This window comes from Pseudomonas sp. AB6 (genome assembly GCF_034314105.1).
Classification (GTDB): Bacteria; Pseudomonadota; Gammaproteobacteria; order Pseudomonadales; family Pseudomonadaceae; genus Aquipseudomonas.
Window position 1 is genome coordinate 3281956 of sequence record NZ_JAVIWJ010000001.1, and the last position, 24836, is coordinate 3306791.

Annotated in this window: 26 protein-coding genes and 1 pseudogene; 5 read left to right on the forward strand and 22 right to left on the reverse strand. The window is 54.4% G+C overall.

Going from position 1 to position 24836, the window contains the following annotated elements:
• Window positions 1-2 precede the first annotated feature (2 nt).
• On the forward strand, window positions 3-1346 hold the full coding sequence (locus RGW60_RS15505; protein ID WP_322205424.1) for a sigma-54 dependent transcriptional regulator: 1344 nt from the start codon (window positions 3-5) through the stop codon (window positions 1344-1346).
• A 131-nt stretch (window positions 1347-1477) separates the two neighbouring features.
• Here the strand turns inward: RGW60_RS15505 and thiO are convergent, their stop codons facing one another.
• From thiO to pilV (RGW60_RS15560), 11 genes are all read right to left on the reverse strand, one after another.
• The gene (gene thiO, locus RGW60_RS15510) at window positions 1478-2578 is read right to left on the reverse strand and encodes a glycine oxidase ThiO (protein WP_322205425.1); all 1101 of its coding nucleotides are present in this window, start codon (window positions 2576-2578) and stop codon (window positions 1478-1480) included.
• Between the two features lie 22 nt (window positions 2579-2600).
• Complete coding sequence (locus RGW60_RS15515; RefSeq protein WP_322205426.1) at window positions 2601-3026, reverse strand: type IV pilin protein; 426 nt, start codon at window positions 3024-3026, stop codon at window positions 2601-2603.
• Between the two features lie 10 nt (window positions 3027-3036).
• Window positions 3037-6108, reverse strand: a complete 3072-nt coding sequence (locus tag RGW60_RS15520; RefSeq protein ID WP_322205427.1) for a pilus assembly protein — start codon at window positions 6106-6108, stop codon at window positions 3037-3039.
• Complete coding sequence (locus RGW60_RS15525; RefSeq protein WP_407074070.1) at window positions 6095-6586, reverse strand: pilus assembly PilX family protein; 492 nt, start codon at window positions 6584-6586, stop codon at window positions 6095-6097. The genes RGW60_RS15520 and RGW60_RS15525 overlap by 14 nt, the downstream gene beginning before the upstream one ends.
• Before the next feature lie 16 nt (window positions 6587-6602).
• Window positions 6603-7313, reverse strand: a complete 711-nt coding sequence (locus tag RGW60_RS15530) for a PilW family protein (RefSeq protein WP_322205429.1) — start codon at window positions 7311-7313, stop codon at window positions 6603-6605.
• Complete coding sequence (gene pilV, locus RGW60_RS15535) at window positions 7310-7792, reverse strand: type IV pilus modification protein PilV (protein ID WP_322205430.1); 483 nt, start codon at window positions 7790-7792, stop codon at window positions 7310-7312. Before pilV (RGW60_RS15535) ends, RGW60_RS15530 begins: the two co-directional genes overlap by 4 nt.
• Window positions 7792-8268, reverse strand: a complete 477-nt coding sequence (locus RGW60_RS15540) for a GspH/FimT family pseudopilin (RefSeq protein WP_322205431.1) — start codon at window positions 8266-8268, stop codon at window positions 7792-7794. The genes pilV (RGW60_RS15535) and RGW60_RS15540 overlap by 1 nt, the downstream gene beginning before the upstream one ends.
• A gap of 368 nt (window positions 8269-8636) precedes the next feature.
• The gene (locus RGW60_RS15545; RefSeq protein WP_322205432.1) at window positions 8637-9065 is read right to left on the reverse strand and encodes a type IV pilin protein; all 429 of its coding nucleotides are present in this window, start codon (window positions 9063-9065) and stop codon (window positions 8637-8639) included.
• Window positions 9062-9571 (reverse strand): pilus assembly PilX family protein, encoded by a 510-nt coding sequence (locus RGW60_RS15550; protein ID WP_322206941.1) that lies wholly within the window; start codon window positions 9569-9571, stop codon window positions 9062-9064. The genes RGW60_RS15545 and RGW60_RS15550 overlap by 4 nt, the downstream gene beginning before the upstream one ends.
• A gap of 12 nt (window positions 9572-9583) precedes the next feature.
• A complete protein-coding gene (locus RGW60_RS15555; RefSeq protein ID WP_322205433.1) occupies window positions 9584-10264 on the reverse strand; it encodes a pilus assembly protein PilW in 681 nt (226 codons plus the stop codon).
• Window positions 10261-10722, reverse strand: coding sequence for a type IV pilus modification protein PilV (pilV, locus tag RGW60_RS15560; protein WP_322205434.1), 462 nt, complete (start codon window positions 10720-10722; stop codon window positions 10261-10263). The genes RGW60_RS15555 and pilV (RGW60_RS15560) overlap by 4 nt, the downstream gene beginning before the upstream one ends.
• 206 nt (window positions 10723-10928) lie before the next feature.
• On the opposite strand from pilV (RGW60_RS15560), the gene RGW60_RS15565 reads away from it, so the two are divergent.
• The gene (locus RGW60_RS15565) at window positions 10929-11423 is read left to right on the forward strand and encodes a GspH/FimT family pseudopilin (RefSeq protein ID WP_322205435.1); all 495 of its coding nucleotides are present in this window, start codon (window positions 10929-10931) and stop codon (window positions 11421-11423) included.
• Window positions 11424-11429: 6 nt separating this feature from the next.
• Here the strand turns inward: RGW60_RS15565 and ispH are convergent, their stop codons facing one another.
• The 6 genes from ispH to murJ form a co-directional block, all read right to left on the reverse strand.
• Complete coding sequence (gene ispH, locus RGW60_RS15570) at window positions 11430-12377, reverse strand: 4-hydroxy-3-methylbut-2-enyl diphosphate reductase (protein ID WP_322205436.1); 948 nt, start codon at window positions 12375-12377, stop codon at window positions 11430-11432.
• Window positions 12378-12434: 57 nt separating this feature from the next.
• The gene (locus RGW60_RS15575; RefSeq protein ID WP_322205437.1) at window positions 12435-12902 is read right to left on the reverse strand and encodes a peptidylprolyl isomerase; all 468 of its coding nucleotides are present in this window, start codon (window positions 12900-12902) and stop codon (window positions 12435-12437) included.
• Window positions 12895-13395: a signal peptidase II gene (gene lspA / locus RGW60_RS15580; protein WP_322205438.1), complete on the reverse strand. Its 501-nt coding sequence runs from the start codon at window positions 13393-13395 to the stop codon at window positions 12895-12897. Before lspA ends, RGW60_RS15575 begins: the two co-directional genes overlap by 8 nt.
• Window positions 13388-16219, reverse strand: coding sequence for an isoleucine--tRNA ligase (gene ileS, locus RGW60_RS15585; RefSeq protein ID WP_322205439.1), 2832 nt, complete (start codon window positions 16217-16219; stop codon window positions 13388-13390). The genes lspA and ileS overlap by 8 nt, the downstream gene beginning before the upstream one ends.
• 35 nt (window positions 16220-16254) lie before the next feature.
• A complete protein-coding gene (gene ribF, locus RGW60_RS15590) occupies window positions 16255-17181 on the reverse strand; it encodes a bifunctional riboflavin kinase/FAD synthetase (protein ID WP_322205440.1) in 927 nt (308 codons plus the stop codon).
• A gap of 120 nt (window positions 17182-17301) precedes the next feature.
• Window positions 17302-18840, reverse strand: a complete 1539-nt coding sequence (murJ, locus tag RGW60_RS15595) for a murein biosynthesis integral membrane protein MurJ (RefSeq protein ID WP_322205441.1) — start codon at window positions 18838-18840, stop codon at window positions 17302-17304.
• Between the two features lie 249 nt (window positions 18841-19089).
• Between murJ and rpsT the strand changes: the two genes are divergently transcribed.
• Entirely contained in the window at window positions 19090-19368 is a 279-nt protein-coding gene (rpsT, locus tag RGW60_RS15600) for a 30S ribosomal protein S20 (protein ID WP_322166129.1), read from the forward strand.
• 73 nt (window positions 19369-19441) lie between these two features.
• On the opposite strand, the gene RGW60_RS15605 is transcribed toward rpsT, so the two are convergent.
• From RGW60_RS15605 to rplU, 5 genes are all read right to left on the reverse strand, one after another.
• Window positions 19442-19915 carry a CreA family protein gene (locus tag RGW60_RS15605; protein WP_322205442.1) on the reverse strand — a complete coding sequence of 158 codons (474 nt, stop codon included), beginning with the start codon at window positions 19913-19915 and terminating at the stop codon, window positions 19442-19444.
• Window positions 19916-19943: 28 nt separating this feature from the next.
• A complete protein-coding gene (gene proB / locus RGW60_RS15610; protein WP_322206942.1) occupies window positions 19944-21062 on the reverse strand; it encodes a glutamate 5-kinase in 1119 nt (372 codons plus the stop codon).
• 88 nt (window positions 21063-21150) lie between these two features.
• Complete coding sequence (gene cgtA / locus RGW60_RS15615) at window positions 21151-22374, reverse strand: Obg family GTPase CgtA (RefSeq protein WP_322205443.1); 1224 nt, start codon at window positions 22372-22374, stop codon at window positions 21151-21153.
• A gap of 211 nt (window positions 22375-22585) precedes the next feature.
• Window positions 22586-22870: a 50S ribosomal protein L27 gene (gene rpmA, locus RGW60_RS15620; RefSeq protein ID WP_297836646.1), complete on the reverse strand. Its 285-nt coding sequence runs from the start codon at window positions 22868-22870 to the stop codon at window positions 22586-22588.
• 34 nt (window positions 22871-22904) lie between these two features.
• Window positions 22905-23216, reverse strand: coding sequence for a 50S ribosomal protein L21 (rplU, locus tag RGW60_RS15625; protein ID WP_322166132.1), 312 nt, complete (start codon window positions 23214-23216; stop codon window positions 22905-22907).
• Window positions 23217-23454: 238 nt separating this feature from the next.
• Between rplU and RGW60_RS15630 the strand changes: the two genes are divergently transcribed.
• Together RGW60_RS15630 and RGW60_RS15635 are read left to right on the forward strand one after the other, a co-directional pair.
• Window positions 23455-24423: a polyprenyl synthetase family protein gene (locus tag RGW60_RS15630; protein ID WP_322205444.1), complete on the forward strand. Its 969-nt coding sequence runs from the start codon at window positions 23455-23457 to the stop codon at window positions 24421-24423.
• A 106-nt stretch (window positions 24424-24529) separates the two neighbouring features.
• Window positions 24530-24751 (forward strand): annotated as a pseudogene (locus tag RGW60_RS15635) (hypothetical protein); the annotation flags it as partial.
• Between the last annotated feature and the right edge of the window lie 85 nt (window positions 24752-24836).

Below are 24836 nucleotides of genomic sequence, written 5' to 3' on the forward strand. Positions count from 1 at the left end.
CCATGAGCCCACAGCAAAAAATCCTGATCGTCGACGATGAACCGGACATCCGCGAACTGCTGGAGATCACGCTGGGGCGAATGAAGCTCGACACCCGCAGTGCCCGCAACGTCAAGGAGGCCCGGGATTGGTTACAGCGCGAACCTTTCGATTTATGCCTGACCGATATGCGCTTGCCTGATGGTAATGGCCTGGAACTGGTCCAACACATTCAACAGCGTTATCCCCAAGTGCCGGTGGCCATGATCACCGCCTACGGCAGTCTCGATACCGCGATCAATGCGCTGAAAGCCGGAGCTTTCGACTTCCTGACCAAGCCGGTAGACCTCACTCGCCTTCGCGAGTTAGTCGCTAGCGCGTTGCGCATGCACACCCCCAGCGGCATCGAAAATACATTTGATAGCCGCCTGCTGGGCGATTCGCCGCCGATGCGGGAATTACGCAAGCAGGTCAGTAAGCTGGCTCGCAGCCAGGCTCCGATTTACATAAGTGGCGAATCGGGCAGTGGCAAAGAATTGGTAGCACGTCTGATTCACGAGCAAGGTCCGCGCATCGACCATCCGTTTGTGCCGGTCAATTGCGGGGCAATTCCCTCAGAGCTGATGGAAAGCGAGTTTTTCGGTCACCGCAAAGGCAGTTTTACCGGCGCGACCGAAGACAAGCCCGGGCTATTCCAGGCTGCTAACGGTGGAACACTGTTCCTTGACGAAGTGGCTGACTTACCCTTGGCGATGCAGGTTAAATTGCTCCGGGTAATCCAGGAAAAAGCCGTTCGTAGCATAGGTGGTCAGCAAGAACTGGTCGTCGATGTGCGCATACTGTGCGCCACCCACAAAGATTTGAATGTTGAGGTTACCGCCGGACGCTTCCGTCAGGATTTGTACTACAGGCTAAACGTCATTGAACTGCGTGTCCCTTCGTTGCGCGAACGCCGAGAAGACATCGTGCAGTTGGCTGACAGCATACTCCGGCGATTGGCAGAGAACTCAGGCCAGCCTCCTGCCACGCTCAACGCCCCGGCAATAGAGACCCTGAAAAGTTATCGTTTCCCGGGCAACGTGCGCGAACTGGAGAACATGCTGGAGCGCGCTTACACCTTGTGCGAAAACGACCAGATAGGAGCCAATGACCTGCGCCTGATCGACACCCCCGCCGTCGGCGGCCCGGGCGAACATCACTTGGCCGACATCGACAATCTGGAAGACTACCTGGAAAGCATCGAGCGAACGCTGATCCTCCAAGCCCTCGAAGAAACCCGCTGGAACCGCACCGCTGCCGCCCAACGCCTAAACCTGACATTCCGCTCGCTAAGGTATCGGTTGAAGAAGTTGGGATTGGATGATTGATTCGCGCCCAAGCCGGCAGGTACGTGAAAGCGTACTGCTGCAAAAGCAGACCTGTTCGCGAGGCTGAAGGCATGCCCCCCTTAGCCAACACGTTGGTTTAACGGGTCGAGGCCGCCAATCTCAATCGTGTTTCAGCCTAGCCGTCCTTCAGGCGCATAAGGTGCTGCATTGATCATTGGCTCCTGCCCCATCAGCAAATCAGTGAGCAATCGGCAAGACGCCGGGGCGAGCACCAGACCATTTCGGTAATGCCCGCAGTTCAACCATAAACCATCAAAACCGGGCACCGGACCAATAAACGGGACGCCTTCGGGCGACGCTGGCCGTAGCCCTGCCCAATGCCCTACGACTTCGGCGTCGGTCAGGGCCGGTATCAGCTCTTCGGCCGACACCTTCAGGCTTTCGAGTGCAGTGCTGGTCGGAGTCTTGTCGAAACCTTCATGCTCCAGCGTGCTACCAACCAGAATGTGGCCATCACGTCTGGGAATCGCGTACCGGCCTTTGGCGAGAATCATGCTCGGGAGAAAGTCCGCCGCACATTTGTACAAAATCATTTGCCCCTTGACCGGCTCGACTGGCAATTCAAGGCCCAGGGTTTTCAATAACTCACCGCTCCACGCGCCTGCCGCTAATACCACTCGGTCGCCGAGTATGTCGCCAGAGGCCGTGCTAACGCCCAGAACAGTGCCGCCATCACGGATAAACCCGCTGACTTCACAGTGCTCGTGAAGGGTGACATTGGGCAGCGACAACAAAGCCGCTTTCAGCGACTTAACCAAACGCGGGTTACGTACATTGGCAACGTCAGCCATGTATATCGCACGGGAATAGCCACTGCCCATGACCGGAACCGCTTCATACACGGTGGAAATATCTACTGCACGTAAAGGACGATTAGCGGCCGCTGCCCACTCCAACGCTTCTTTTTCATCTTCAAGATCAAGCCAATAAAGACCGGTCGTATGGACTTCAGGATCAACGCCCGTGATTTCGAACAACCGGTCAGCCAACTGTGGGTAATAATCCTGCGACCAATGCGCCAAGGCCGTCACCGCCGGGCTGTAGCGCCACGGATAAAGCGGCGAAACAATTCCGCCACCCGCCCAAGACGATTCCTGTCCGACGTCGGAGCGGTCCAGCAGGACCACACTTTCAACCTCAGTGGCCAGATTGAACGCGGTCAACAGACCGATCACTCCGCCGCCGACAATAACTACCTGTTGCTTGAACATAGTGAACTCAATGCAAAAAAAGTTAGCGGCCCCAACAGATTTGGGAGGTGGCTCCACCCGTTACGGCGGTATTACTACGCAAGCCGGTGTTGTCGATCACAAAATTGCCGCATTTATCGCCCGCCATCATAGTGCCTGCGATGGGGGTCGCCGTCAGCGTGAATGCAGCGGCGGTTCGAACTGTCGCGGCAAGGGTGTAATAGCCATTTCCGGCCGGGAGGGTCAAAGCGACGGCAGGTGGACCAACCACGTCGGAATACTGCCCATTTCGCGTATAAAATCGCTCCATGCTCTGCGCCGTTGCGGATACCAGTGCTGCAATTTCAGAGCGATGCGTTCGCTTCACATACTCGGTGTAACTGGGATAAGCAACCGCCGCCAGAATACCAATGATCGCTACTACGATCATTAATTCAATTAAGGTGAAGCCCTTGATTCTTTTATGCATGAACAACTTCCTACTGTATTTGGCGCCACATGATTCGGCGATTGATAACACCACCAGGCTCTAAATAGGCAGCTGCCGGGCCTCCCACACCTTGTATTATGACTCGCTGATTAGTGGCAGAGGTGGAAACAATTGAGGTAATAACGGGTATGCCAGTCACGAAATGAAGTCCAGCGGCGACGGCAGTATTACCCAATATTGGAAACGTCAGCATTTTTCCGCTGGTGGCATCCAATTCGATTACGTTTCCCGCGCCTGCACTGGCACAGGGGTCAGTGGTATCCAGGATCGCAGTAGTAAAATAGACCCTGCCGAATCGCAATAGCGCTGCGTATATAACCCGTTCTCCGGCGTTGACACCACCCACCGTCAGCGGCATGTAGAAACCTTTCTGGGAAGTGTAGTCGACATTATTTTGGCTCGTCGAAATCAAAGACCCGTTAATGCCAGTTATCGACTGCGCCTGCAGTTGGCTTTCAGTGAAGTTTCCATTGATATCATCATCCAGTACCGCGTAAAACGCCTGACGCGACTTAGTGCTCTTGTCGGCCGTTTCGTTAAGCTTACCGCTGCCGAAATAGATTAGCTTGCGACCGTTGGTGTAGCTACCGATAATCGGCTGAGCAGTAATTGCCTGGGTCGCACCACCAGAGGCCGTAAACAGCGGTTTACCGGAAAACGCCACCTTCCAATTGGCTGGCACCGGATCACTCAAATCAAACTTCCACATTTGTCCTTTGAGGTCTCCCCCATAAGCATATTGAACGACGCTTTGGGCATTGACTCTCAACTTGACCGACGACAAGCCATTCGATCCACTTATATCGGTCACAATCTCTTTAATCAACGAACCGTCGCGAATATCAACAACGTATAACGACGCAACGCCCGTGTAACTGCCATACCCATTAGAGATAAATGCCGCCCATCGCCCATCCGATAGCCGCGCAATTTCCGGTTTTGCATACGCATACCCCAAATCATTGAACACATTGGCCGTAGTTGATACGTCTGGCGCCCGAATCTCCCATAAGGCATTGATGACATTACCTGCTGAGGCGTCGAACAACTGAAGAGCATAAAAGGCTTTGCCACCCGCCCCGGCGCCGCCCACCGCCACGGTTTTCCATGAAGCATCAAACTTCGCATCAACGACGGATATTTGTCCATCGACTAAAAATTTATGTGTCACTCCGTTGATATACGCAGGATCGGCTACATAGTGCAGGTTGGGCAGTACACTCGAAGGCATATAGGCATATAACCGAGTCCCTTTTCCGGCATCAATAACGTTAACCAGGCCATCATTCGCATTGACTACCAAGCTGGCATTCATAGAAGCCTTAGTAGTCAGATACGCTGTATAGCTGGTATCGCCCGCAGAATCCGAAGCGGTGTGGGCCGCCGGGGATGCGTAAGCTAATGGTGAGTTGATCACATCGCCTAACAATACAGAGCGGACTTTGAAGCCGGTCTTGCTAACGCCTTTGCTCCACTCAATGAGATCGTTGCCGGACAAACCCGATGGCAGATTTAAGTTCAGGGTCGCCTGCTGATTGGTTGAGAAGTTAGCGTAAACCAATGAAACCACCGCATTGGACAACGTATTCCAAGACTGATAAGTCGGTGTTATCCCGGGAACGATGGTCGTATCGGTGACCCAAGTGGGGGTGGTCGTATTGAGCGAACCATCGGTATTAAAGGCGAACGCTTTGACAGTGCCGCGCCAATCCGTGGGATCGTAAAAGGTTTGAAAGTACTTCGTCGTAGAGGACAATGAAGCAGAACTCGTTGAGCCGCCGCCACCCGAGCCCGCCTTAGAGGTGATGTCATTCAAGGCAGCCGAGAGTGCAATGTTCAACCCGGCGCTATTGTTTGCTTGATAATATTGGCCATGTCCGTACCTGGCCGCATCCGAAAGCATCTGGTTCGTCGTAGTAAAACCTACGGTATACGTCAATAAATTCTGTTTCGGGAAATCTGTTGAATCCCAGCTCTTGCCAGCCAAGTCATTCCCGCCAGTTTGCATATCGATGTCATATGCAAATTTCGCCAAGTCATCCAGGTATAAAGTGTCTCCCTCGCCATCGCCATTAAGGTTCGCTCCATCGTTATTTATCCCGTCCCAATTTGGCAAATTTGCGCCGCCCAGTGGGTCATCCGCCGGAAAGGTTCGGTCATAGGTGGGCAAGCCATCGGTAATCACCACACCATAGTTCTTTTGGCAACGGTACTGGATTGGACTAGTGAAGGTAGTGGATGGGATATTTTGAAACGATGTCATACCTCGAAAATAGCGGGTAATTTCATAGTAAGTTTCCGCCAACGGCGTGTTTGCGATCGCTGCTAAACCGTTGATCGACGAGAGCAGATTGTTATAGTTGGTATCCGCCTGAGCCTGAGTCGTGGTGCCAGTGACCGAAAGATCACTGACTGCCCGAGTGATAGTGCCGCCGGGACCATAGTCTTGGTAAGTTGGAGGATTGAAGGAGGCAAGACCTATCCGCAGATTTCGATTACTGGCGACCAAAGCCGATGAGACATTGCGCGCGACATTAACTCTATAATCGTTGGGAATGGAGCCGTCGGTATAATCTTTCGTTGAGGTCGTTGACTGCGCCAGCAAGTAAGAGAGATAGGTAGCGGCATAGCGCGTCTGCCTATTTCCTACCGGATCCGGCAACTTCAAACACGTAATATTTCCGGTTGAGTTTGTTTTACTAAATCCGTAATAACCAGTGCCACATCGCCCATAACCTAAACTACTGAGTTGATAGTTGTCATTGGTCATATCCAAGGCGTTCAAGCCATTGCAGCTGCTGTCCGAGTTGCAGGCATAGACGGATGGACGCCCAGTAGCGGTGGGGTCGTACCCTGTCGCCCAAATGATACTGTTCATGCTGCCGGAGTCATCCACCAACAGCATGACATTGGGCGTTACTGAACCAGCGCTCAACAATGGAGAGTCAGCCGGCGTAAAAGCGTAAACCGGGGCGGCAAGATACAGTCCTAAAAACACACCTAAACCCAAGTTCAAGGTTCGCGTAAGGCTGGCGGCAGACTGCTTTTTATTTTTTGGCATAAATGCTCTCCAGCACGGTGCGTGAATTCCCCTGAATACCCACTCCCGTTATTCGATACAGGATCGTAGAGCCACTACTCATGTTGATGGGGTCCATGGTTGTACCGATCATCTGTACTCCATAAAATCCATTACCAACGGCGACCCATACAACTCCAGAAACGCCACCCAAGCCACTCGATGTGAGAGTGGTAGAGTCCGAAGGAGGACTGCATTTGACGCTGGTGAGGGCGACGTCACAGACCGGAATGCTATAGGCACTCGCCGAGACGGCGTTTTCACCGATCCGAAGCGCTGTTTCCGCTAACTGGAAAGATTGATTACGTAGCGTCACGCTACCCGCCATTTTCTCCTGCAAGGTTGCATTTTGCATGGATGAAATACCCAGCAACGTCAACAGCAGGAGAAATACCAAGCTCACCAAAAGCGCCATGCCACGTTGCGATCTGCCGGCGCGTGTAACTTGAGGTCTATTCATTTTCATACCAATTCCACTACAGCAGCCTATTACGCAACGCTGCCACCACATTAAAAGTCTGATCTTTAACATTGTTGCTTGGGTCGGTCAGCGTAAGTGTCAAACGGATACTGCGAATATCAGCACTGGTCGGCGTAGCCGAATAGCTGCTAACGGCAGTGGCCGATAGGATGCCCGCCATACCGAAGGTAATATTGAATGCTTTTACATTGTTCACGAGCACCGCCGCCGCCGCGCCAGACCCCAAATACAGCTGATTATTCTTAAAGGTGTAAACGACGTTTCGGATGGGGAACGCTACTTGCCCTGAAACGGGAGCCTTAACTCCGTCGTAGGCGGTGGCGGAAGTTACACAGTCAGAAACTATCGTCCAGGTAGGCGCGCCACCGTTGCTGCCAACGTCAGCGGTATTCATCGTCAGGATACTGGCCCCTGAAGCGTCGGTCGTGAAGCTAATTGGTGTATAAAAATTAGGAGTGAAATTGGACGAAGAACTCGCGTCTTTTACTGTAGCAAGACAGCCGAACATACCAACCATGCGTATCTCTTGCACCATCTTACTCAGGGCATATCGAGCATCTTCCTGCATCGTAGCCGATGCATTTTGAGACACGTAGGTACCTCTGGCCGCGATGAATACCTGAATGATGCCCGCGACGACAACCAAGCCGAGCACTAACGCAATCATCATTTCGATTAGACCGAATCCCTTTGCTTGCTTGCTCATGGAATCCCCAAATCAATGGCTACGCGACTAGTGAGGATGAACGATTGCGTTGAAGTGGCGGTACTGGCCGTGTTGTCCGCATTAGCACTGCTGGTAGCACGGGTGTCTAGCCAGGTGATCGCTATAGTCACCTCTCTGCCCACCACCGTAATAGATCGTTTTGAGCCCGCTCCCGCGAAGGCGGCGACATTCGCGGAAAAATCTGCAAGATCCTGATCGTGAGCAACGCTGATATTTGCCGTCGGAGCCGCACCCGAAACGGCGAGGCTATAGTCAACGTCCGGATTTGCCCGAATCCGGTCCATCATGTCGTACGCAACGAAGCTGGCTTGACTGGAGAGGGTAGAACTATCGGTGTATTTCAATGCATTGAGTTGAATGGCCGCTGCACCCAGCAGGCCTATAGCCAGAACAAGTACCGATATCAGCACTTCTACAAGAGTCGTCCCGGCCTGAGCGTGGTTCTTTCGGTCAGCCATCAACAAAGTCCGCCGACAACGATCCGGCCGTTCAAGCATGCCCTCACCGTTTGGGTGATAGTGCCCTGCGTGTAGGTCATATCGAGCTGAGTACTCGGCGCAGCAAGCCCGCCTAGATTATTGAAATCAATGGCAACAACGCCACTGTTTGAGCCACCGAGGACGACGACCGCCCCACTGCTCATAGCTGACACAAGTCGCAAGGGGATATTGGGCGCTGACGCGAGTACAACCTGCAGCTGACCACTCCAAGTGCCACCTACGGCACTGGGCATTACCCTGGTATTGACGCCACGATTGATTGCCTCTAAACGCGCATAGTTTAGCGCTCGCTGCAAGTCGCTGACCTCGGTATCGGCTCTTGAACGCTGTATCGAACTCTGGAAGTTAGGAACTGCGATAGCCGCTGCAATCCCCAGGACTGCCACGGTAATTAACAATTCAACCAGGCTAAACCCTTTGGGGTGTCGGTGCATTATGGGGCTCCTTGACGACCTGACTATAAGGCAGTAATACGCCGCAAAAATCTACCGTTAGATGTACGGTTATTTAACAAGGATGAGTGCCCAGGCGATGCTCGATTGCTAGCGTTCAAACACACAATCTGCGTCAATCGAATAGTGTTTAGTCTTAGTGTGTGTATCCACTTAGTGATTTGAGACCGCGTAATTGGAGCGGCGGACATCTTGCTCGGTCATTGCTTGCGTGCGGACGCCATGTCAGCTCGAGCTTTACACTGATGAATGAGGCTGAACGCCGGGCCTGTAAGGTCAACAACATGATCTCGAATGTCCCCCGGCCAAGCAAAGCCCCTATGTTGAGCGTGGTTTACGCTGTGAAAATATTATCCCCAGCAATCATGGCTTGCCTCTGCCTCTTTGATATTCCGGCGCCGCCCAACGTTATCCACCACATACACACCACACCTGTCTCCATCCATCATCCCCGCCGCAATCGGCGTTGCAGTCAACCTAAAGGCTTGTGCATCACGTTCAGCTATCACCCTGTAAAGCCTATTCCCCGGGGTGATTTCTAGCTCCACCGAAGGCGGTCCAATAATGTCTGCGTACTGCCCATTACGTGAGTAAAACCTCTCCAATTGCTGCGTCTTGTCGCTGAGTAAGCCGACGATATCAGAGCGGTGGGCGCGCTTCAGGGAGTCGGTGTAGCTGGGATAACCGAGGGCGGCGAGTATGCCAATAATGGTCACGACGATTAGCAATTCAATCACCGTAAAGCCCTTTTCACGCATGGCGACAGCGCTCGGGCTCATTGTATTTGCCGCCACATGATGCGGCGATCCAATGCGTAAACGCTCTCTAGTACTGTTCTGGACCTGCCTTGAATACCCACGCCAGTTACTCGATATAACGTCCATATTTTTGGCTCCGTCCCTTCTATTGGCGATGGCACATTTAACGGCTCGGTTGTTTCAGCAAAGTTTTGAACGGCGTAGAAACCTCCTTTAATCGCTATCCATGTCACGCCGGAGGTTGGGTTCGCGCCCGGCATAGTGACGTCAAACGCCTCTTGCGGAGGCGCGCAGGAGACGATGGCTATGCAGCGGGCCAGCGAGTATCCCGGCTGTTGCACCGCAGATTCGCCGATTCGCAAGGCAGCTTCTGCCGCCTGAAATGACTGATTACGCAGCTTTACGCTACCGGCCATTTTTTCCTGGAGGGTGGCGTTTTTCAGAGATGAAAGGCCGATGAGAGTCATCAGCAGCAGAAACACCAAGCTGATCAATAGGACAGTGCCGCGCTGGCGGTACATGCTCATTAGAGGCTTCATCTACCCCAGCCTGTTGCGCAATGCGGCAACGACCATGAAGGTTTGGTCTTTAACCCGTTTAGCTGGGTCGCTCAGCGTGAGGTTTAAGCGAACGCTTCGAATCAGCTCAGGATTGACGGGATTGGCGCTGTAGTGTGAAACCGACCTGTCTTCCACAGTATTGGCCACGCCAAACAGCACCGAGAACGCACTAACATTTTTAATCAACCCGCTGATCTCACTGTTGCGCCGGTTGTAGGTATAGGTAACTTCCCGGATCGGGAATTTCATTTGTCCGAGACCCGGATCATGGTCTCCAGCGTAAGCTGTGGCGGATGACTCACAGTCGGATATAACGACCCAATCGGATTTACCGCCGGTAGTGCCAACATCAGCAGTGATCAGGGTCAACGTTTGCTTAGCGTTGTCCCAACGAATTGGCGTTTGCCTAGCCGCGCTAAAGCCTTTGCCAACATCATCTATGGTTTTCAGGCAACCAAACATGCCGACCATGCGGATTTCCTGAAGCATTTTACTCAGTAGAAATCGTGCATCTTCTTGCATGAACGCCGCGGCGGTTTGGCTGACGTAAGTGTTTTTGGTGCCTATGAACAGCTGAGTCAAACCTAGGGTGATGACCAACCCCAAGGTCATCGCCAGCATAATTTCGACTAGGCCGAAGCCGCTGGATACTAACTTCATGGACGCCCCTGCGAATCAACCGCCACGCGGCTGCTCAAACTGAACGTCTGCATGTCACCGAGAGCATTGGCGGCTCTGGAATCGTTCCAAGTGATGGTGATGTCAATGTTCCGCCCGACGACGGTAATGCTAGCGTCGGCGTCGCTGCCCGCGAGCAGGTTGATGCTATTAGCAAAGTCATAGAGATCCTGGTCACGAGGCATAGCAAGGTTGCCAAAGACGGGAGCAGCCGCCAGTGAAGTCAGGGTGTAGTCGGCATACGGGTTGGCACGCATGCGCTCAATTATGTCGTGCGCGACGAAACTGACGTGACTGTGCAGCATCGCACTATCGGTGTACTTCAACGCATTGAGCTGCACTGCTGCTGCCCCGAGCAAGCCGATAGCTACAATCAGCAGAGAAACCAGCACTTCGATCAACGTCATTCCGGTTTGAAAATGTCTGTTTCCCTCACGCATAAGCAGGCTCCGTCCAAAAACATTTCGTCCGACCATTGAAGTCGATGAAACGGGAAGTGGGGAGCGGATCTGCAGCCTGATTTGTAACTCTTTAGGTGCTGGCCATTGCGAAATAAAGACTGACAATTCACGCCAGCACAGGGGCTAGGAACCAGCGTGAATGAGGTGTTTGCTAGCTGACCTGACCGCAGGCAAGGACGCAAAGCATGAAGCAAGCAGGTGTTGGGCTTATCCAGTTAATGGCCGGAGTGGCATTGATTGCCGTTGCCGCGCAACTGGCGGTTCCGGGGTTTGGGCAATTGGTTGAGTCTCAGCGGCGAACGGAGGTCGCTAACCAGCTAGCCAGCGCGCTACGATCTGCGCGCACCGAGGCGATCTTGCGCAACACGCCGGTTTTGGTTCATGCGATAGACGACAACTGGAGCTTTGGATGGCGAATTATGCTCGAGCACAAAGCCGCAGGAGGAGAGTATGGCGAGGTATTGCAGGAGCACATCAGCAGCGGAAAAACACCGATTACTGGCAACTTTCGAGGAAAACCTTACGTGCGGTTCAACGGCTTGGGTTCCGCTTTGACCAGCAACGGAACACTGCTGGTCTGCGAAATCCAAAAGCCCATCAGCCATTACCAGATAGTGGTTGCGGCCAGCGGAAGGGTTCGGTTAGAGAGCAACAAAGCCCGTCAGCAAACCTGTCGCTAACCAACCTCACAATAACGACTTGACTCGCAACTCTTTGGGCATCGAAAAGGTGATGTTCTCTGCACGTCCTGCCAACTCGTCAGCGCCGGTCGCGCCCCAGGCTTGCAGTTGCTCAATCACGCCGCGCACCAGCACTTCGGGTGCCGAGGCACCTGCGGTAATACCGATGCGCTCTACCCCATCGAACCAGCTGCGTTGCATGTCTTCGGCACCGTCGATCAAGTAGGCCGGTGTCGACAAGCGTTCTGCCAACTCGCGCAAACGGTTGGAGTTTGAACTGTTTGGGCTGCCGACAACTAACACCACGTCGCACTCGCTCGCCAATTGTTTGACTGCATCCTGGCGATTTTGCGTGGCGTAACAGATGTCGTCTTTACGCGGGCCGCCGATGCTCGGGAAGCGTTTGCGCAAGGCATCAATCACCCGGCCAGTGTCGTCCATAGACAACGTCGTTTGGGTGACAAACGCGAGACTCTCAGGATTATTCACTTGAAGATTGGCGACATCGTCTTCGTCTTCCACCAGATAAATTGCGCCACCATTGGTGCCATCGTACTGGCCCATGGTGCCTTCAACTTCTGGATGGCCTTCGTGACCGATAAGAATACACTCTCGGCCGTCACGGCTATACCGCGCAACCTCAATATGGACCTTGGTTACCAGCGGGCATGTGGCGTCGAATACTTTCAAGCCCCGACCGGAGGCTTCGGTGCGTACAGCTTGAGACACCCCATGGGCACTGAAAATGACAATGACGTCGTCAGGCACCTGATTGAGCTCTTCGACGAAAATCGCGCCACGGGCACGGAGGTCTTCGACGACAAATTTGTTGTGAACCACTTCGTGGCGCACGTAGATCGGCGGGCCAAAGACTTCCAGGGCACGATTGACGATCTCAATCGCCCGGTCTACTCCAGCACAGAAGCCACGGGGGTTAGCGAGTTTGATTTGCATAAGGGGCCTCGTTTCTACGCGCTGGAAAGATAGGGCATCTGATCGAACTTGATTCACTCAGAGCGCCTTGACCTCAAAAATTTCCACTTCGAAGGTCAGTGTTTTGCCGGCCAGCGGGTGGTTAAAGTCGATGGTCACTTGAGCATCATCAAAAGCTTGAACGATACCCGGAAGCTCAGTGTTGGCGGCATCGTTGAAAATGACCAATAAGCCATCAGACAGCTCCATGCCCTGAAACTGCGAACGCGCAATAATTTGCACATTTTGCGGGTTCGGCTGCCCGAAAGCATTTTCTGGCAGCACTTCAACGGTGCGTTTGTCACCGGCTTTGAAGCCAAATATCGCCAGTTCAAAGCCCGGCAGTAAACTGCCGTCACCGACCTTGAACGTCGCCGGTGCTTTATCAAACGTGCTGTCTACGGTATCGCCGTTTTCCAGGCGCAGGGCGAAATGCAGGGTAACTTCCGTGTTCTGGCCGATACGTTGCTCGTTCGGCGAGCCTTGAGCCAAAGACTGTTCAGTCATGAACGGGTTCTCCAGATTTTTTACTTTTGAACATGTCCAGCGCCAACATGACAGCACCGACGGTAATCGCGCTATCTGCAAGGTTGAACGCAGGGAAATACCAGCGGTTCTGCCAATGCACCAAAATAAAATCGATGACATGACCTAACACAATACGATCATAAAGATTACCCAAGGCGCCACCCAAAACCAGCGCCAACGCCACTGCCAACCAGGTTTCACCTTGGCCAAGTCGTTTTAGCCAAACTACTAGCACAGCACTGACGACCACTGCGATCATTGCGAACAACCAACGCTGCCAGCCGGAACCGTCAGCGAGAAAACTGAACGCAGCTCCGGTGTTGTAGGCCAGGGTCCAACTGAAATAGTCAGGAATGACAATAATTTGCTGATAAAGGGTTAATCCGTGCGCGAAGTAGAACTTGCTGACTTGGTCAATGACCAACACCAGCACGCTCAACCAGAGCCAGCTCAAGCGGCCTGAGTTAGGCATAGTGACGCACCTCGCCCTTACCGCTGATGTTGTCGACACAGCGACCACAGATTTCCGGGTGCTCAGGATCGATCCCGACGTCCTCGCGATGGTGCCAGCAACGAGCGCACTTCGGATGCCCGGACTTGACCACTTTCAGTTTCAGCCCGGCGACTTCGGTAACCACCGCATCGGCTGGTGCATCGATGAACGGCGCAACGGCAGCGGTGGACGTAATAAGCACGAAACGCAGCTCATTGCTCAGCTTCGACAGGTCGGCGACCAGCGAATCTTCAGCGTACAAGGTCACTTCCGCTTGCAGGTTGCCGCCAATGGCTTTGGCTGCGCGCAGGTTTTCCATCTCTTTGTTGACTGCCACTTTCACTGCCATGATCCGCTCCCAGTAAGCGCGATCGAGCTCAAAGCTTTCCGGCAATTCGCTCAAGCCTTCGTACCACGTGTTGAGCATCACCGATTCGTTGCGCTCGCCCGGCAGGTACTGCCACAGTTCGTCGGCGGTGAAGGCCAGGATTGGAGCGATCCAACGCACCAGCGCTTCTGAAATGTGGAACAGCGCGGTCTGACATGAGCGACGCGCGGTGCTGTCGGCGGCGGTGGTGTACTGACGGTCCTTGATGATATCGAGGTAAAAACCACCCAGTTCCTGCACGCAAAAATTGTGCACCTTGGAATATACGTTCCAGAAGCGGTATTCGCCGTAATGCTCTTGCAGCTCCCGTTGCAGCAGCAACGCACGATCCACCGCCCAACGGTCCAGCGCCAACATTTCTTCGGCAGGCAGAATGTCGGTGGCCGGGTTGAAACCGGTCAAATTTGAAAGAAGAAAGCGCGCTGTATTGCGAATCCGCCGATAGGCGTCTGCGCTGCGTTGGAGAATCTGGTCGGAGACCGCCATTTCGCCTGAGTAATCGGTAGCCGATACCCAAAGACGCATGATGTCGGCGCCCAAGGAGTCGTTGACCTTTTGCGGCGCGACGACGTTGTTGAGCGATTTCGACATCTTACGACCGTTCTCGTCGACCACGAACCCGTGGGTCAGCAGTTCGCGGTACGGCGCGTGATTGTCGAGCATGCAACCGGTCAGCAACGAGGAGTGGAACCAGCCCCGGTGCTGGTCCGAGCCTTCCAAATACAGATCAGCACGCGGGCCGCTCTCGTGGCCCATCGGGTGAGAGCCACGCAGGACGTGCCAGTGCGTGGTGCCCGAGTCGAACCAGACGTCCAGCGTGTCGGAAATCTTGTCGTACTTGGGCGCCTCATCACCCAGCAACTCAGAGGCGTCCATCTTGAACCAGGCCTCAATGCCTTCCTGTTCAACACGTAGCGCCACTTCTTCCATCAACTCGACGGTGCGCGGGTGCAGCTCGCCACTTTCCTTGTGCAGGAAGAACGGAATCGGCACGCCCCAGTTGCGCTGACGGGAAATACACCAGTCTGGGCGGTTGACGATCATCGAGTGCAAGCGTGCCTGACCCCAGGCCGGAACGAAGGCGGTGTCTTCGATGGCTTTGATTGCGCGTTTGCGCAAGGTGTCGCCCGTGGTCGGCTGTTTGTCCATACCCACAAACCACTGCGCTGTGGCGCGGTAGATCAGCGGGGTTTTGTGGCGCCAGCAGTGCATGTAGCTGTGGGTGATGACTGCGGTGTCCAACAGGGCGCCGACTTCAGCCAACTTGTCGATGATGTTCTGGTTGGCCTTGAAGATGAACTGGCCACCGAAGAATTCCAGCGAATCGACATACACTCCGTTGCTTTGCACTGGGCTGAGGATGTCGTCGTTGGTCAGGCCGTAACTTTTACTGATGACAAAGTCATCGACGCCATAGGCCGGTGAGCAGTGAACCACACCGGTACCAGCGCTCAATTCGACGTAGTCAGCCAGGTACACCGGCGACAGGCGGTCATAGAACGGATGGCGGAAATTAATCAGTTCCAGCTGTGCGCCGGTGGTGGTAGCGACCACCGAACCTTGCAGGTTGTAACGGGCAAGGCAGGCCTCGACCAGCTCTTCAGCCAGCACCAGGTATTTGTCACCCACATCAACCAACGCGTAGGTGAACTCTGGATGGACGTTCAGCGCCTGGTTGGCCGGAATGGTCCACGGGGTAGTGGTCCAGATCACGATGGAGGTCGGCTTGGCCAGCGTTGGCAGACCGAACGCAGCGGCAAGCTTGGCTTCATCAGCGATGGGGAACGCGACGTCGATAGTGGAAGACTTTTTGTCCTGATATTCGACTTCTGCTTCAGCCAGGGCCGAACCGCAGTCGAAGCACCAGTTCACAGGCTTGAGGCCCTTGAACACAAAACCGCCCTTGACCATTTCAGCCAAGGCGCGGATTTCTCCGGCTTCATTGGCGAAATCCATGGTGCGGTAAGGGTTGTTCCAGTCGCCCAAGACACCCAAACGGATGAATTCCGCTTTCTGGCCTTCAATCTGCTCGGCAGCGTAGGCACGGCTCAGTTCACGAGTCTTGTCCGCAGGCAGGTTCTTGCCGTGGGTGACTTCGATTTTGTGCTCAATCGGCAGACCGTGGCAGTCCCAGCCTGGAACATAAGGTGCGTCGAAACCCGAAAGAGTTTTCGAACGGATGATCATGTCCTTGAGAATCTTGTTAACCGCGTGACCGATGTGAATATTGCCGTTGGCGTAAGGAGGCCCGTCGTGCAACACGAACTTTGGACGATCTTTGCCAATCTCACGCAGCTTCTGGTACAGGCCAATACTGTCCCAGCGCTGCAGAATTTGCGGCTCGCGCTGTGGCAGGCCGGCCTTCATTGGGAAGGCGGTGTCCGGAAGGTTTAGCGTGGCTTTATAGTCGGTCATTTAAGGCTCTTAATTAGCGATTAGCGCTACTAATGTTACTTGCGCCAATGGGCACGGGCGGTGGCGACATCCGCATTGATCGCCGTCTTGAGCGCCTCCAGAGAGGCAAACCGCTGCTCATCACGCAGCTTTTGGTGGAAAGCCACCGTCAAACGCCGGTCATAAAGATCGCCGGTAAAGTCCAGAATGTGTATTTCCAAGTGAGCATTGCCGTCACCCGCAACGGTCGGACGGACGCCAATATTGGCGACTCCCGGCCAAGTCTTTCCGTCGATCTCCGTACTGACCAAATACACCCCGGTAAACGGCACGCGACGACGCTTGAGTTGTACGTTGGCGGTGGGCGTACCCAACTGCCGAGCCAGTTTCTGGCCATGCAAAACGCGTCCGGTAATCCGAAACGGTCGGCCTAGCAAACGCTCAGCCAACACAAAATCTGCGGTGGCTAATGCGTCACGAACCTTGGTACTGCTAACCCGAACCCCATCTATTTCGACCGTTTGTGCCGCTTCCACAGTAAAACCCTGGGTCGCGCCTGCTTGCTGCAGAAAGTCGAAATCACCCAGCCGGTCGCAACCGAAACGAAAATCGTCACCCACTTCCAGATGCTTCACGCCAAGGCCGTCAACCAGAATGGTGTTGACGAATTCGGCGGCACTGAGCTTTCTCAAGCGTTGATTGAAGGCGAGGCATAGCACCAGGTCAACACCCTCCTGCGCCAGTAATTCAAGCTTGTCACGCAGCCGAGCCAAACGCGCCGGTGCTGTATCGGGGGCGAAGAACTCACGTGGCTGTGGTTCAAAAATTACTACGCAGCTGGGCAGGCCCAACTCGATGGCGCGCTCACGCAATCGCGCCAGGATAGCCTGGTGGCCACGGTGAACACCGTCAAAGTTGCCAATAGTGGCGACACAGCCCCGATGCTGGGGGCGCAGATTTTGGAGGCCTCGAACCAGCTGCATAACACGCTTCTTGCTCATAAAGTGGCCGATTATAACCACACCCGGCCCGCTACAACAGGCAACAGTCCCAGGCAAACCGCATGCAGTTGCCTTAGGACGCGAAAAACCAACGAATCTTGCTTACATAATTACCTTGCGAGCAAAGTCCTTCAGACGAAAGCCCAACAGCAGCAACACACCGAAATACGTCACCACGCCCGCCCCCACCAACGCGCCGAGTCGAAGCAGTCGCTCCAGCATGCCGCCCTGGTCCCACGCAGGCATGAAATGCATCAGACTCAGCAACACACCGGACATGACCAACACCGCGACGATCAATTTAGATAAAAATGCCGTCCATCCGGGTTGTGGCTGAAACAAACCCTGCCTAAGTAGTTGGAAAAAAAGCAGCCCTGCGTTGATGCAAGCACCAACGCTGATCGCCAACGCCAGACCCGCATGTTGCAGTGGACCAATGAAGGCCAAGTTGAGCAACTGGGTAACAATAAGCGTGAAAATGGCGATTTTCACCGGGGTGCGAATATTTTGTTGTGCATAAAACCCGGGCGCCAGCACCTTGATCACGATGATGCCCAGCAATCCTACCGAGTATGCGACTAACGCGCGCTGGGTCATTACCGCGTCGAACGCATCAAACTTACCGTACTGAAACAGCGAAACCGTTAGCGGCTCAGCCAGCAATCCCAACGCCAAAGTGCATGGCAGTACTAGCACGAAGCACAGGCGCAGCCCCCAATCGAGAATATGCGAATACTCCTGGCGGTCTTTGCTGGCATAGGTTTTCGACAAGACCGGCAGCAGAATCGTACCCAACGCTACTCCGAGCACCCCGGAAGGCAGCTCCATCAAGCGGTCGGCGTAATACATCCAAGAGACCGAACCCACGGCCAGAAAAGAAGCGAAGATCGTGTTAATGATCAACGAAATCTGACTGACTGAAACCCCGAGAATCGCTGGCAACATCTGCTTCATGACTCGCCAAACGCCGCTGTCCCGCAGATTTAGGCGCGGCAAGACCAACATGCCGATCTTCTTCAGGTGCGGCAGTTGATACAGCAATTGCAATAGTCCACCCGCCAATACTGACCAGCCGAGTACCATGACCGGCGGGTGGAAATACGGCGTCAGGAACACCGCAAACACGATCATGCTGAGGTTAAGCAACGTCGGCACAAACGCCGGGACCGAGAAACGGTTCCACGTATTAAGGATCGCTCCGGCCAGCGAAGACAAGGAAATGAGCAATATATAAGGAAAGGTCACCCGGAGAAGGTCAGTGGTTAACGCAAATTTTTCCGGTGTATCTGCAAAACCGGGGGCTGTTATCCAAATGACCCACGGTGCGGCTACGATTCCCACTAACGTGACCAGCGCCAACACTAACGTGAGCAAACCGCTGACATAGGCAATGAGGGTGCGCGCTGCCTCCTCGCCCTTTTGATTTTTATATTCAGCCAGAATCGGCACGAACGCCTGCGAGAACGCGCCCTCGGCAAATATCCGACGCAGCAGATTGGGCAGTTTAAACGCGATAAAAAACGCGTCTGTTGCCATACCTGCGCCAAAAGTGCGCGCGATTATGGTGTCCCTCACAAAACCCAAAACGCGGGAAATCATTGTAATAGAGCTGACGGCAGCTAGTGATCTGAGTAGGTTCATTGAAAGAGTTTTGCGCCTTGGCCAAAGGACACGCCATCGGGCCGTCCATTTATGCGATACTCCGCGCCGCAGCAGCACAGAGCCAAAGCCCGCGAGTTTACAGGTCGCACGCCGGAAATAAATAACCCGGCGTTGCATTAGCACCACTCAGCGGAACGCATCATCTGCCCTTGACAAGACATCAACTCGTCGGCATGATTCGCGGCCTATTTTGTTTGCTAATTTCCAAGTCTTTCGAGGAGCTCGACGGTGGCCAACACACCTTCCGCCAAAAAACGTGCAAAACAGGCTGAGAAGCGTCGCAGCCACAACGCCAGCCTGCGTTCCATGGTTCGTACTTACATCAAGAATGTAATTAAGGCCATTGACGCAAAAGACGCTGAAAAAGCGCAAGCTGCTTATGTTCTGGCTGTGCCAATCATCGACCGTATGGCCGATAAAGGCATCATCCACAAGAACAAAGCTGCTCGCCATAAGAGCCGCCTGAATGGTCACGTCAAGGCTTTGAACCTTGCCGTTGCCGCTTAAGCGATAAGCTTTTTAAAAAACCGACCTCCGGGTCGGTTTTTTATTGCCTGCGATTTGACCAGAATACTCCGCCTTACTGCGCCGGCGGAGCGGGCACCCAAGGCAGGATCGGAATCGCGGTCACAGCGTTCTGCGGGCTACCCTCGATGACACGGTCGCTGTAGACCAGATACACAAGCGTGTTGCGCTTCTTGTCGAGAAAACGAACAACTTGCATGGTTTTGAACACCAGGGATGTGCGCTGTTTAAAGACCTCATCTCCGTCCTTCAGCTGCTCCGTAAACTTGATCGGACCCACCTGGCGACAGGCGATGGACGCCTCGGCGCGATCTTCAGCCAAACCTAGACCGCCTTTCACTCCGCCCGTTTTCGCTCGGGAAAGATAGCAAGTCACGCCTTCGACCTTGGGATCATCGAACGCCTCGATCACGATCCGGTCGTTCGGGCCGACGAACTTGAATACTGTCGACACTGAACCGATCTCCTCCGCCGAAGCCAGCAGCGGAACAGCCAACAGAACACCCAGTAACCCACATACAATTCGCATAGCATCTTCCTTAATGAGGCGTCGCCACTTAGACCAGAATCAAATTATCGCGATGTATCAGCTCAGGCTCGGCCATATAGCCCAACACGTGAACGATGGCATCAGAGGACTGGCCAATTATTTTTTGTGCTTCAAGTGCACTGTAGTTGCTCAAGCCGCGAGCGACCTCACGACCATCCGGCGCGACACACACCACCATTTCGCCCCGTCGAAAGCTGCCCTGAACCAGCTTGACCCCCACTGGCAACAAGCTTCGGTGACCTTCCGCCAGTGCCACCACGGCACCCGCATCGAGTACCAGCGTGCCACGGGTCTGCAAATGCCCGGCAAGCCACTGCTTACGCGCCGCGAGCATTTCGCGCTCTGGGGACAACAAAGTGCCCAGTTGCTCACCTTCTTTAAGCCGCGCCAGCACACGATCAAGCAGCCCACCGACGATCACGGTGTGCGCACCGGAGCGCGCTGCCAGCCGAGCTGCGCGCAATTTGGTCTGCATGCCGCCGCGACCCAGCGCGCCACTGGTACCGCCTGCAACAGCGTCTAGCGCCGGATCATCGGCACGCGCCTCGTGAATCAACTTGGCATTGGGGTTATTGCGAGGGTCCGCATCGAACATACCGTCGCGATCAGTGAGAATCACCAGCAGATCAGCTTCGACCAAATTGGCGACCAGCGCTGCAAGCGTGTCGTTGTCGCCGAAACGGATCTCGTCAGTGACCACGGTGTCGTTTTCGTTGATCACCGGAACTACGCCCAGGTCGACCAGCGTGCGCAAGGTGCTACGAGCGTTCAAGTAGCGCTTGCGGTCGGAAAGATCGTCGTGGGTCAGCAGGATCTGCGCAGTATGGCGGCCATGCTCGGCAAAGCTGGACTCCCAAGCCTGTACCAGCCCCATCTGACCGATGGCGGCCGCAGCCTGCAGCTCATGCATAGCACTGGGTCGAACGGTCCAACCCAAACGACTCATGCCCGCGGCGACAGCGCCGGAGGAGACTAGAATCAATTCGACGCCCGCTTCCTGCAGCGCCACCATCTGCTTGACCCAGACCGCCATTGCCGCCCGATCCAGCCCTTTGCCGTCAGCCGTCAGCAGCGCGCTGCCGATTTTCACGACCCAGCGCTGGGCACCTGTCACTTTGCTGCGCATCATCTTCCAACCTTAGCCAGAGAATTTTGATTAATTCGAGATACAAAAACGCCGCTAATAATAGCGGCGTTCAGTTTACTGCACCCGATCAGTCACGGACGTAAATGATTTCCGGACCGTCTTCATCGTCATCATCGTCATCGCCCCACACATCTTCGTCGGCGTCATGCACGCTCTTCACGCCAGTGCGGCGCAAGGTGCGCGCATCATCCAGCGCTTGCAACTGAGCGCGCGCCTCGTCTTCGATGTTCTGATCCAGCTCGGCCAGTTCACGGGCGAAGACAGGGTCTTCAACGATACGCAGGTTACGCTCTTCGAGGTAACGCATGATGTCACGGCTAAGCTGCTCGGTGCCCTGCTTGGAGATAGCCGAGATCACATAGACCGGGCCAGTCCACTCCAAACGGTCAACGATTTCCTTGACCCGCTCTTCATGCTCTTCTTCGAGGATCTGATCGCACTTGTTCAGCACCAACCAGCGATCACGATCAGCCAGTGACGGGCTGAACTTGACCAACTCGTTTACGATAACTTCGGCAGCATCAGGCGCACTGGTTTCATCCAGCGGCGCCATATCAACAAGGTGCAACAATAAACGCGTGCGAGCCAAGTGCTTGAGGAAACGGATGCCGAGGCCTGCACCGTCGGAAGCGCCTTCGATCAAGCCAGGAATGTCGGCAACAACGAAGCTTTTCCAGCGGTCGACACTGACGACACCCAGGTTCGGGATCAAGGTCGTGAACGGATAGTCCGCCACTTTCGGCTTGGCGGCTGAAACCGAGCGAATAAATGTACTTTTGCCGGCATTCGGCAAGCCCAGCAAACCGACGTCCGCCAGCACTTTCAATTCAAGCTTGAGGTCGCGCTGATCACCGAACTTGCCTGGCGAGGTTTGGCGTGGCGCACGGTTGGTACTGGATTTAAAACGGGTGTTACCCAGACCATGCCAGCCGCCGCTCGCCACCAGCAAACGCTGGCCAGCCTTGGTCAAGTCGCCGATGATCTCCTGGGTCGCGGCATCAATCACGGTGGTACCTACCGGTACGCGCAACACCATCTCTTCGCCTTTCTTCCCAGTGCAGTCTGCGCTGCCGCCGTTCGAACCACGCTCAGCATCGAAGTGACGGGTGTAGCGATAGTCGACCAGCGTGTTGAGGTTTTCGTCGGCGATCATGTAGATCGAGCCGCCGTCACCGCCATCACCGCCGTTAGGACCACCGTTTTCAATAAATTTTTCGCGACGGAAACTCATGCAACCGTTGCCGCCATCGCCCGCCTTTACTCGAATCGAAACTTCATCAACAAACTTCATTTAAAGCACGCCTCTCGCCACAGGGACGAGCTGAATAGTACAAAAATATAAGACTCTTGCCAAAAATGAGCGTTGCGATACCGATCAGAAACCAGCGACCCCAGAGGTCCGCATCACAACAGCCCGCACAAACAGTTTTGCAAGAGACTCACCTACGCCTAAAAACAAAAAAGCCCCGTCGCGAGACAGGGCTTTTCCAGCAACTACGTAATTATGCAGCGACGACTACTGCAGCTGCAGTCTTCGGAACGATGCTTACGTAACGACGACCGAAGGCGCCTTTAACCTGGAACTTGATCACGCCTTCCACTTTCGCGAACAGGGTGTGATCTTTACCCATACCAACGCCGTAGCCAGCGTGGAATTGGGTACCGCGCTGACGCACGATGATGTTGCCCGGAATGATTGCCTGGCCGCCATACATCTTGACGCCAAGGCGTTTGGCCTCTGAGTCACGACCGTTACGGGTACTACCACCAGCTTTTTTGTGTGCCATGAGTTCAATACTCCAAATAGAGGATTAGGCTGAATTAAGCCTGAATACCGGTGATTTTGATCTCGGTGTACCACTGGCGGTGGCCCATACGCTTCATGTGGTGCTTACGACGACGGAACTTGATGATGCGGATCTTATCGTGGCGACCTTGGGAGATCACTTCAGCAACGACGGTTGCGCCGACAACGACAGGAGCGCCGATGTTGACTTCTTCGCCGTCACCAATCAACAGAACACGATCAAAAGTCACGGATTCGCCGGTAGCGATTTCGAGCTTCTCGATCTTCAGGTATTCGCCCGGGGCGACTTTGTACTGCTTGCCGCCGGTAACAATTACTGCGTACATGGTATTTCTCCGTTAATCCTGCTCACCCAGCTCTTTATAAGTAGAGTATTGGCTGGCATGGCTGCGTTGGGCTGGAGGGCCCGTTGCAATTGCGTAAGGCAGGTGCTGCCCAGGAAAGTTAGGGTGCGCGATTGTACGCAAGGCACAAACGTGATGCAAGTACCTAAACGTCATACCTTGACAGGTCCCGGCCCTGCACCTAGCATGCCGCGCAACCCTTCTGGAGCACCTGTCGCTGATGCAACCCCAAGCTTTCTACCGCGCGGTGGCGGACGACTTTAGTGCCGTTGACGTCATCATCAAGAAGCAACTGGCTTCGCGCGTGCCGCTGGTGTCCAAAATCGGCGACTACATTACCTCAGCCGGCGGTAAGCGTCTGCGTCCTTTATTAGTTTTGCTGTGTGGCAAGGCACTGGGTCGTGAGGGCGACGATTTGCGTCTGCTGGCGGCGACCATCGAGTTCCTGCACACCGCGACTTTATTGCACGACGATGTTGTGGATATGTCAGGCATGCGCCGTGGCCGCTCCACCGCTAACGCCCTTTGGGGCAACGCTCCTAGCGTTTTAGTCGGCGACTTCCTATATTCACGCTCGTTCGAAATGATGGTCGAACTGGGCTCCATGCCCGTAATGAAGATTCTGTCCAAGGCTACCCGAGTGATTGCCGAGGGCGAAGTGCTGCAGTTGTCGAAGATTCGTGACGCCAGCACTACTGAAGAAATCTACATGGAAGTTATTCGCGGCAAGACAGCCATGTTGTTCGAAGCCTCGACCCACAGCGCTGCGGCGCTGTGTGGCGCGCCGCTTGAGCAAAGCGAAGCCCTGCGCACTTTTGGAGATCATCTGGGTGTAGCTTTCCAACTGGTCGACGATTTGTTGGATTATCTCGGAGACGCCGAAACCCTAGGTAAAAACGTCGGTGACGACTTGGCCGAGGGCAAGCCTACCTTACCGCTGATCTACACCATGCGCGAGGGTACGCCGGAACAGGCTGCGTTAGTACGTCAAGCTATTCAGAAAGGCGGTCTCGAAGACCTCGAAAGCATCCGCGAAGCCGTCGAAAGCGCAGGTGCTTTGGACTACACCGCGCAGTTGGCGCGTGACTACGTAGCCCGCGCCATTGCATGCCTTGACGTATTGCCGCCGAGCGAATACCGCAACGCCTTGGTCGAACTGAGTGAATTTGCGGTCGCCCGAACTCACTGATCTCACCGATGATGTTTGCAGCTAGCGCTCCGGACAAAATCACCAATAGTCTCTTGCTATTATTCAAATAAGAATTATTCTCATCAATCCACCAAGGAGATGAGACATGACTTATTTGATTGATGCGTGGCTTGACCGCCCACGTCCTTATCTGCGAATTCTTCATCGAGAAACCGGGGCCGTGTGTGCGGTACTGAGAGAAGACGCGCTGGACGAGTTATGGGATCAAGGGGATTTGGATATCACTGACCTTAGTTCCAATGCACCCGGCGTGCTTAAGGAAACGGTGCGTAACTTATTTCTTTTCTGCTATGCCCGTGCATTGCGACCTGCGGGAGAATGCGCTGAGCATGGGGCTTTAAAACAGCATGCTCAGCCCGGATTGCTGAACGAACCTGCAAGATCCCTTCAGC

Coding starts and splice junctions, on each gene's coding strand:
- murJ (WP_322205441.1), bottom strand. CDS start 18,840: ATGAACCTACTCAGATCACTAGCTGCCGTCAGCTCTATTACAATGATT.
- RGW60_RS15540 (WP_322205431.1), bottom strand. CDS start 8,268: ATGCACCGACACCCCAAAGGGTTTAGCCTGGTTGAATTGTTAATTACC.
- pilV (WP_322205434.1), bottom strand. CDS start 10,722: ATGCGTGAGGGAAACAGACATTTTCAAACCGGAATGACGTTGATCGAA.
- RGW60_RS15555 (WP_322205433.1), bottom strand. CDS start 10,264: ATGAAGTTAGTATCCAGCGGCTTCGGCCTAGTCGAAATTATGCTGGCG.
- rpmA (WP_297836646.1), bottom strand. CDS start 22,870: ATGGCACACAAAAAAGCTGGTGGTAGTACCCGTAACGGTCGTGACTCA.
- rplU (WP_322166132.1), bottom strand. CDS start 23,216: ATGTACGCAGTAATTGTTACCGGCGGCAAGCAGTACAAAGTCGCCCCG.
- RGW60_RS15545 (WP_322205432.1), bottom strand. CDS start 9,065: ATGAGCCCGAGCGCTGTCGCCATGCGTGAAAAGGGCTTTACGGTGATT.
- RGW60_RS15505 (WP_322205424.1), top strand. CDS start 3: ATGAGCCCACAGCAAAAAATCCTGATCGTCGACGATGAACCGGACATC.
- RGW60_RS15565 (WP_322205435.1), top strand. CDS start 10,929: ATGAAGCAAGCAGGTGTTGGGCTTATCCAGTTAATGGCCGGAGTGGCA.
- RGW60_RS15550 (WP_322206941.1), bottom strand. CDS start 9,571: ATGAGCATGTACCGCCAGCGCGGCACTGTCCTATTGATCAGCTTGGTG.
- ispH (WP_322205436.1), bottom strand. CDS start 12,377: ATGCAAATCAAACTCGCTAACCCCCGTGGCTTCTGTGCTGGAGTAGAC.
- thiO (WP_322205425.1), bottom strand. CDS start 2,578: ATGTTCAAGCAACAGGTAGTTATTGTCGGCGGCGGAGTGATCGGTCTG.
- lspA (WP_322205438.1), bottom strand. CDS start 13,395: ATGCCTAACTCAGGCCGCTTGAGCTGGCTCTGGTTGAGCGTGCTGGTG.
- RGW60_RS15575 (WP_322205437.1), bottom strand. CDS start 12,902: ATGACTGAACAGTCTTTGGCTCAAGGCTCGCCGAACGAGCAACGTATC.
- RGW60_RS15605 (WP_322205442.1), bottom strand. CDS start 19,915: ATGCGAATTGTATGTGGGTTACTGGGTGTTCTGTTGGCTGTTCCGCTG.
- RGW60_RS15530 (WP_322205429.1), bottom strand. CDS start 7,313: ATGAGCAAGCAAGCAAAGGGATTCGGTCTAATCGAAATGATGATTGCG.
- ribF (WP_322205440.1), bottom strand. CDS start 17,181: ATGCAGCTGGTTCGAGGCCTCCAAAATCTGCGCCCCCAGCATCGGGGC.
- RGW60_RS15525 (WP_407074070.1), bottom strand. CDS start 6,586: ATGAATAGACCTCAAGTTACACGCGCCGGCAGATCGCAACGTGGCATG.
- RGW60_RS15515 (WP_322205426.1), bottom strand. CDS start 3,026: ATGCATAAAAGAATCAAGGGCTTCACCTTAATTGAATTAATGATCGTA.
- RGW60_RS15520 (WP_322205427.1), bottom strand. CDS start 6,108: ATGCCAAAAAATAAAAAGCAGTCTGCCGCCAGCCTTACGCGAACCTTG.
- pilV (WP_322205430.1), bottom strand. CDS start 7,792: ATGGCTGACCGAAAGAACCACGCTCAGGCCGGGACGACTCTTGTAGAA.
- ileS (WP_322205439.1), bottom strand. CDS start 16,219: ATGACCGACTATAAAGCCACGCTAAACCTTCCGGACACCGCCTTCCCA.
- proB (WP_322206942.1), bottom strand. CDS start 21,062: ATGCGCAGCAAAGTGACAGGTGCCCAGCGCTGGGTCGTGAAAATCGGC.
- cgtA (WP_322205443.1), bottom strand. CDS start 22,374: ATGAAGTTTGTTGATGAAGTTTCGATTCGAGTAAAGGCGGGCGATGGC.
- RGW60_RS15630 (WP_322205444.1), top strand. CDS start 23,455: ATGCAACCCCAAGCTTTCTACCGCGCGGTGGCGGACGACTTTAGTGCC.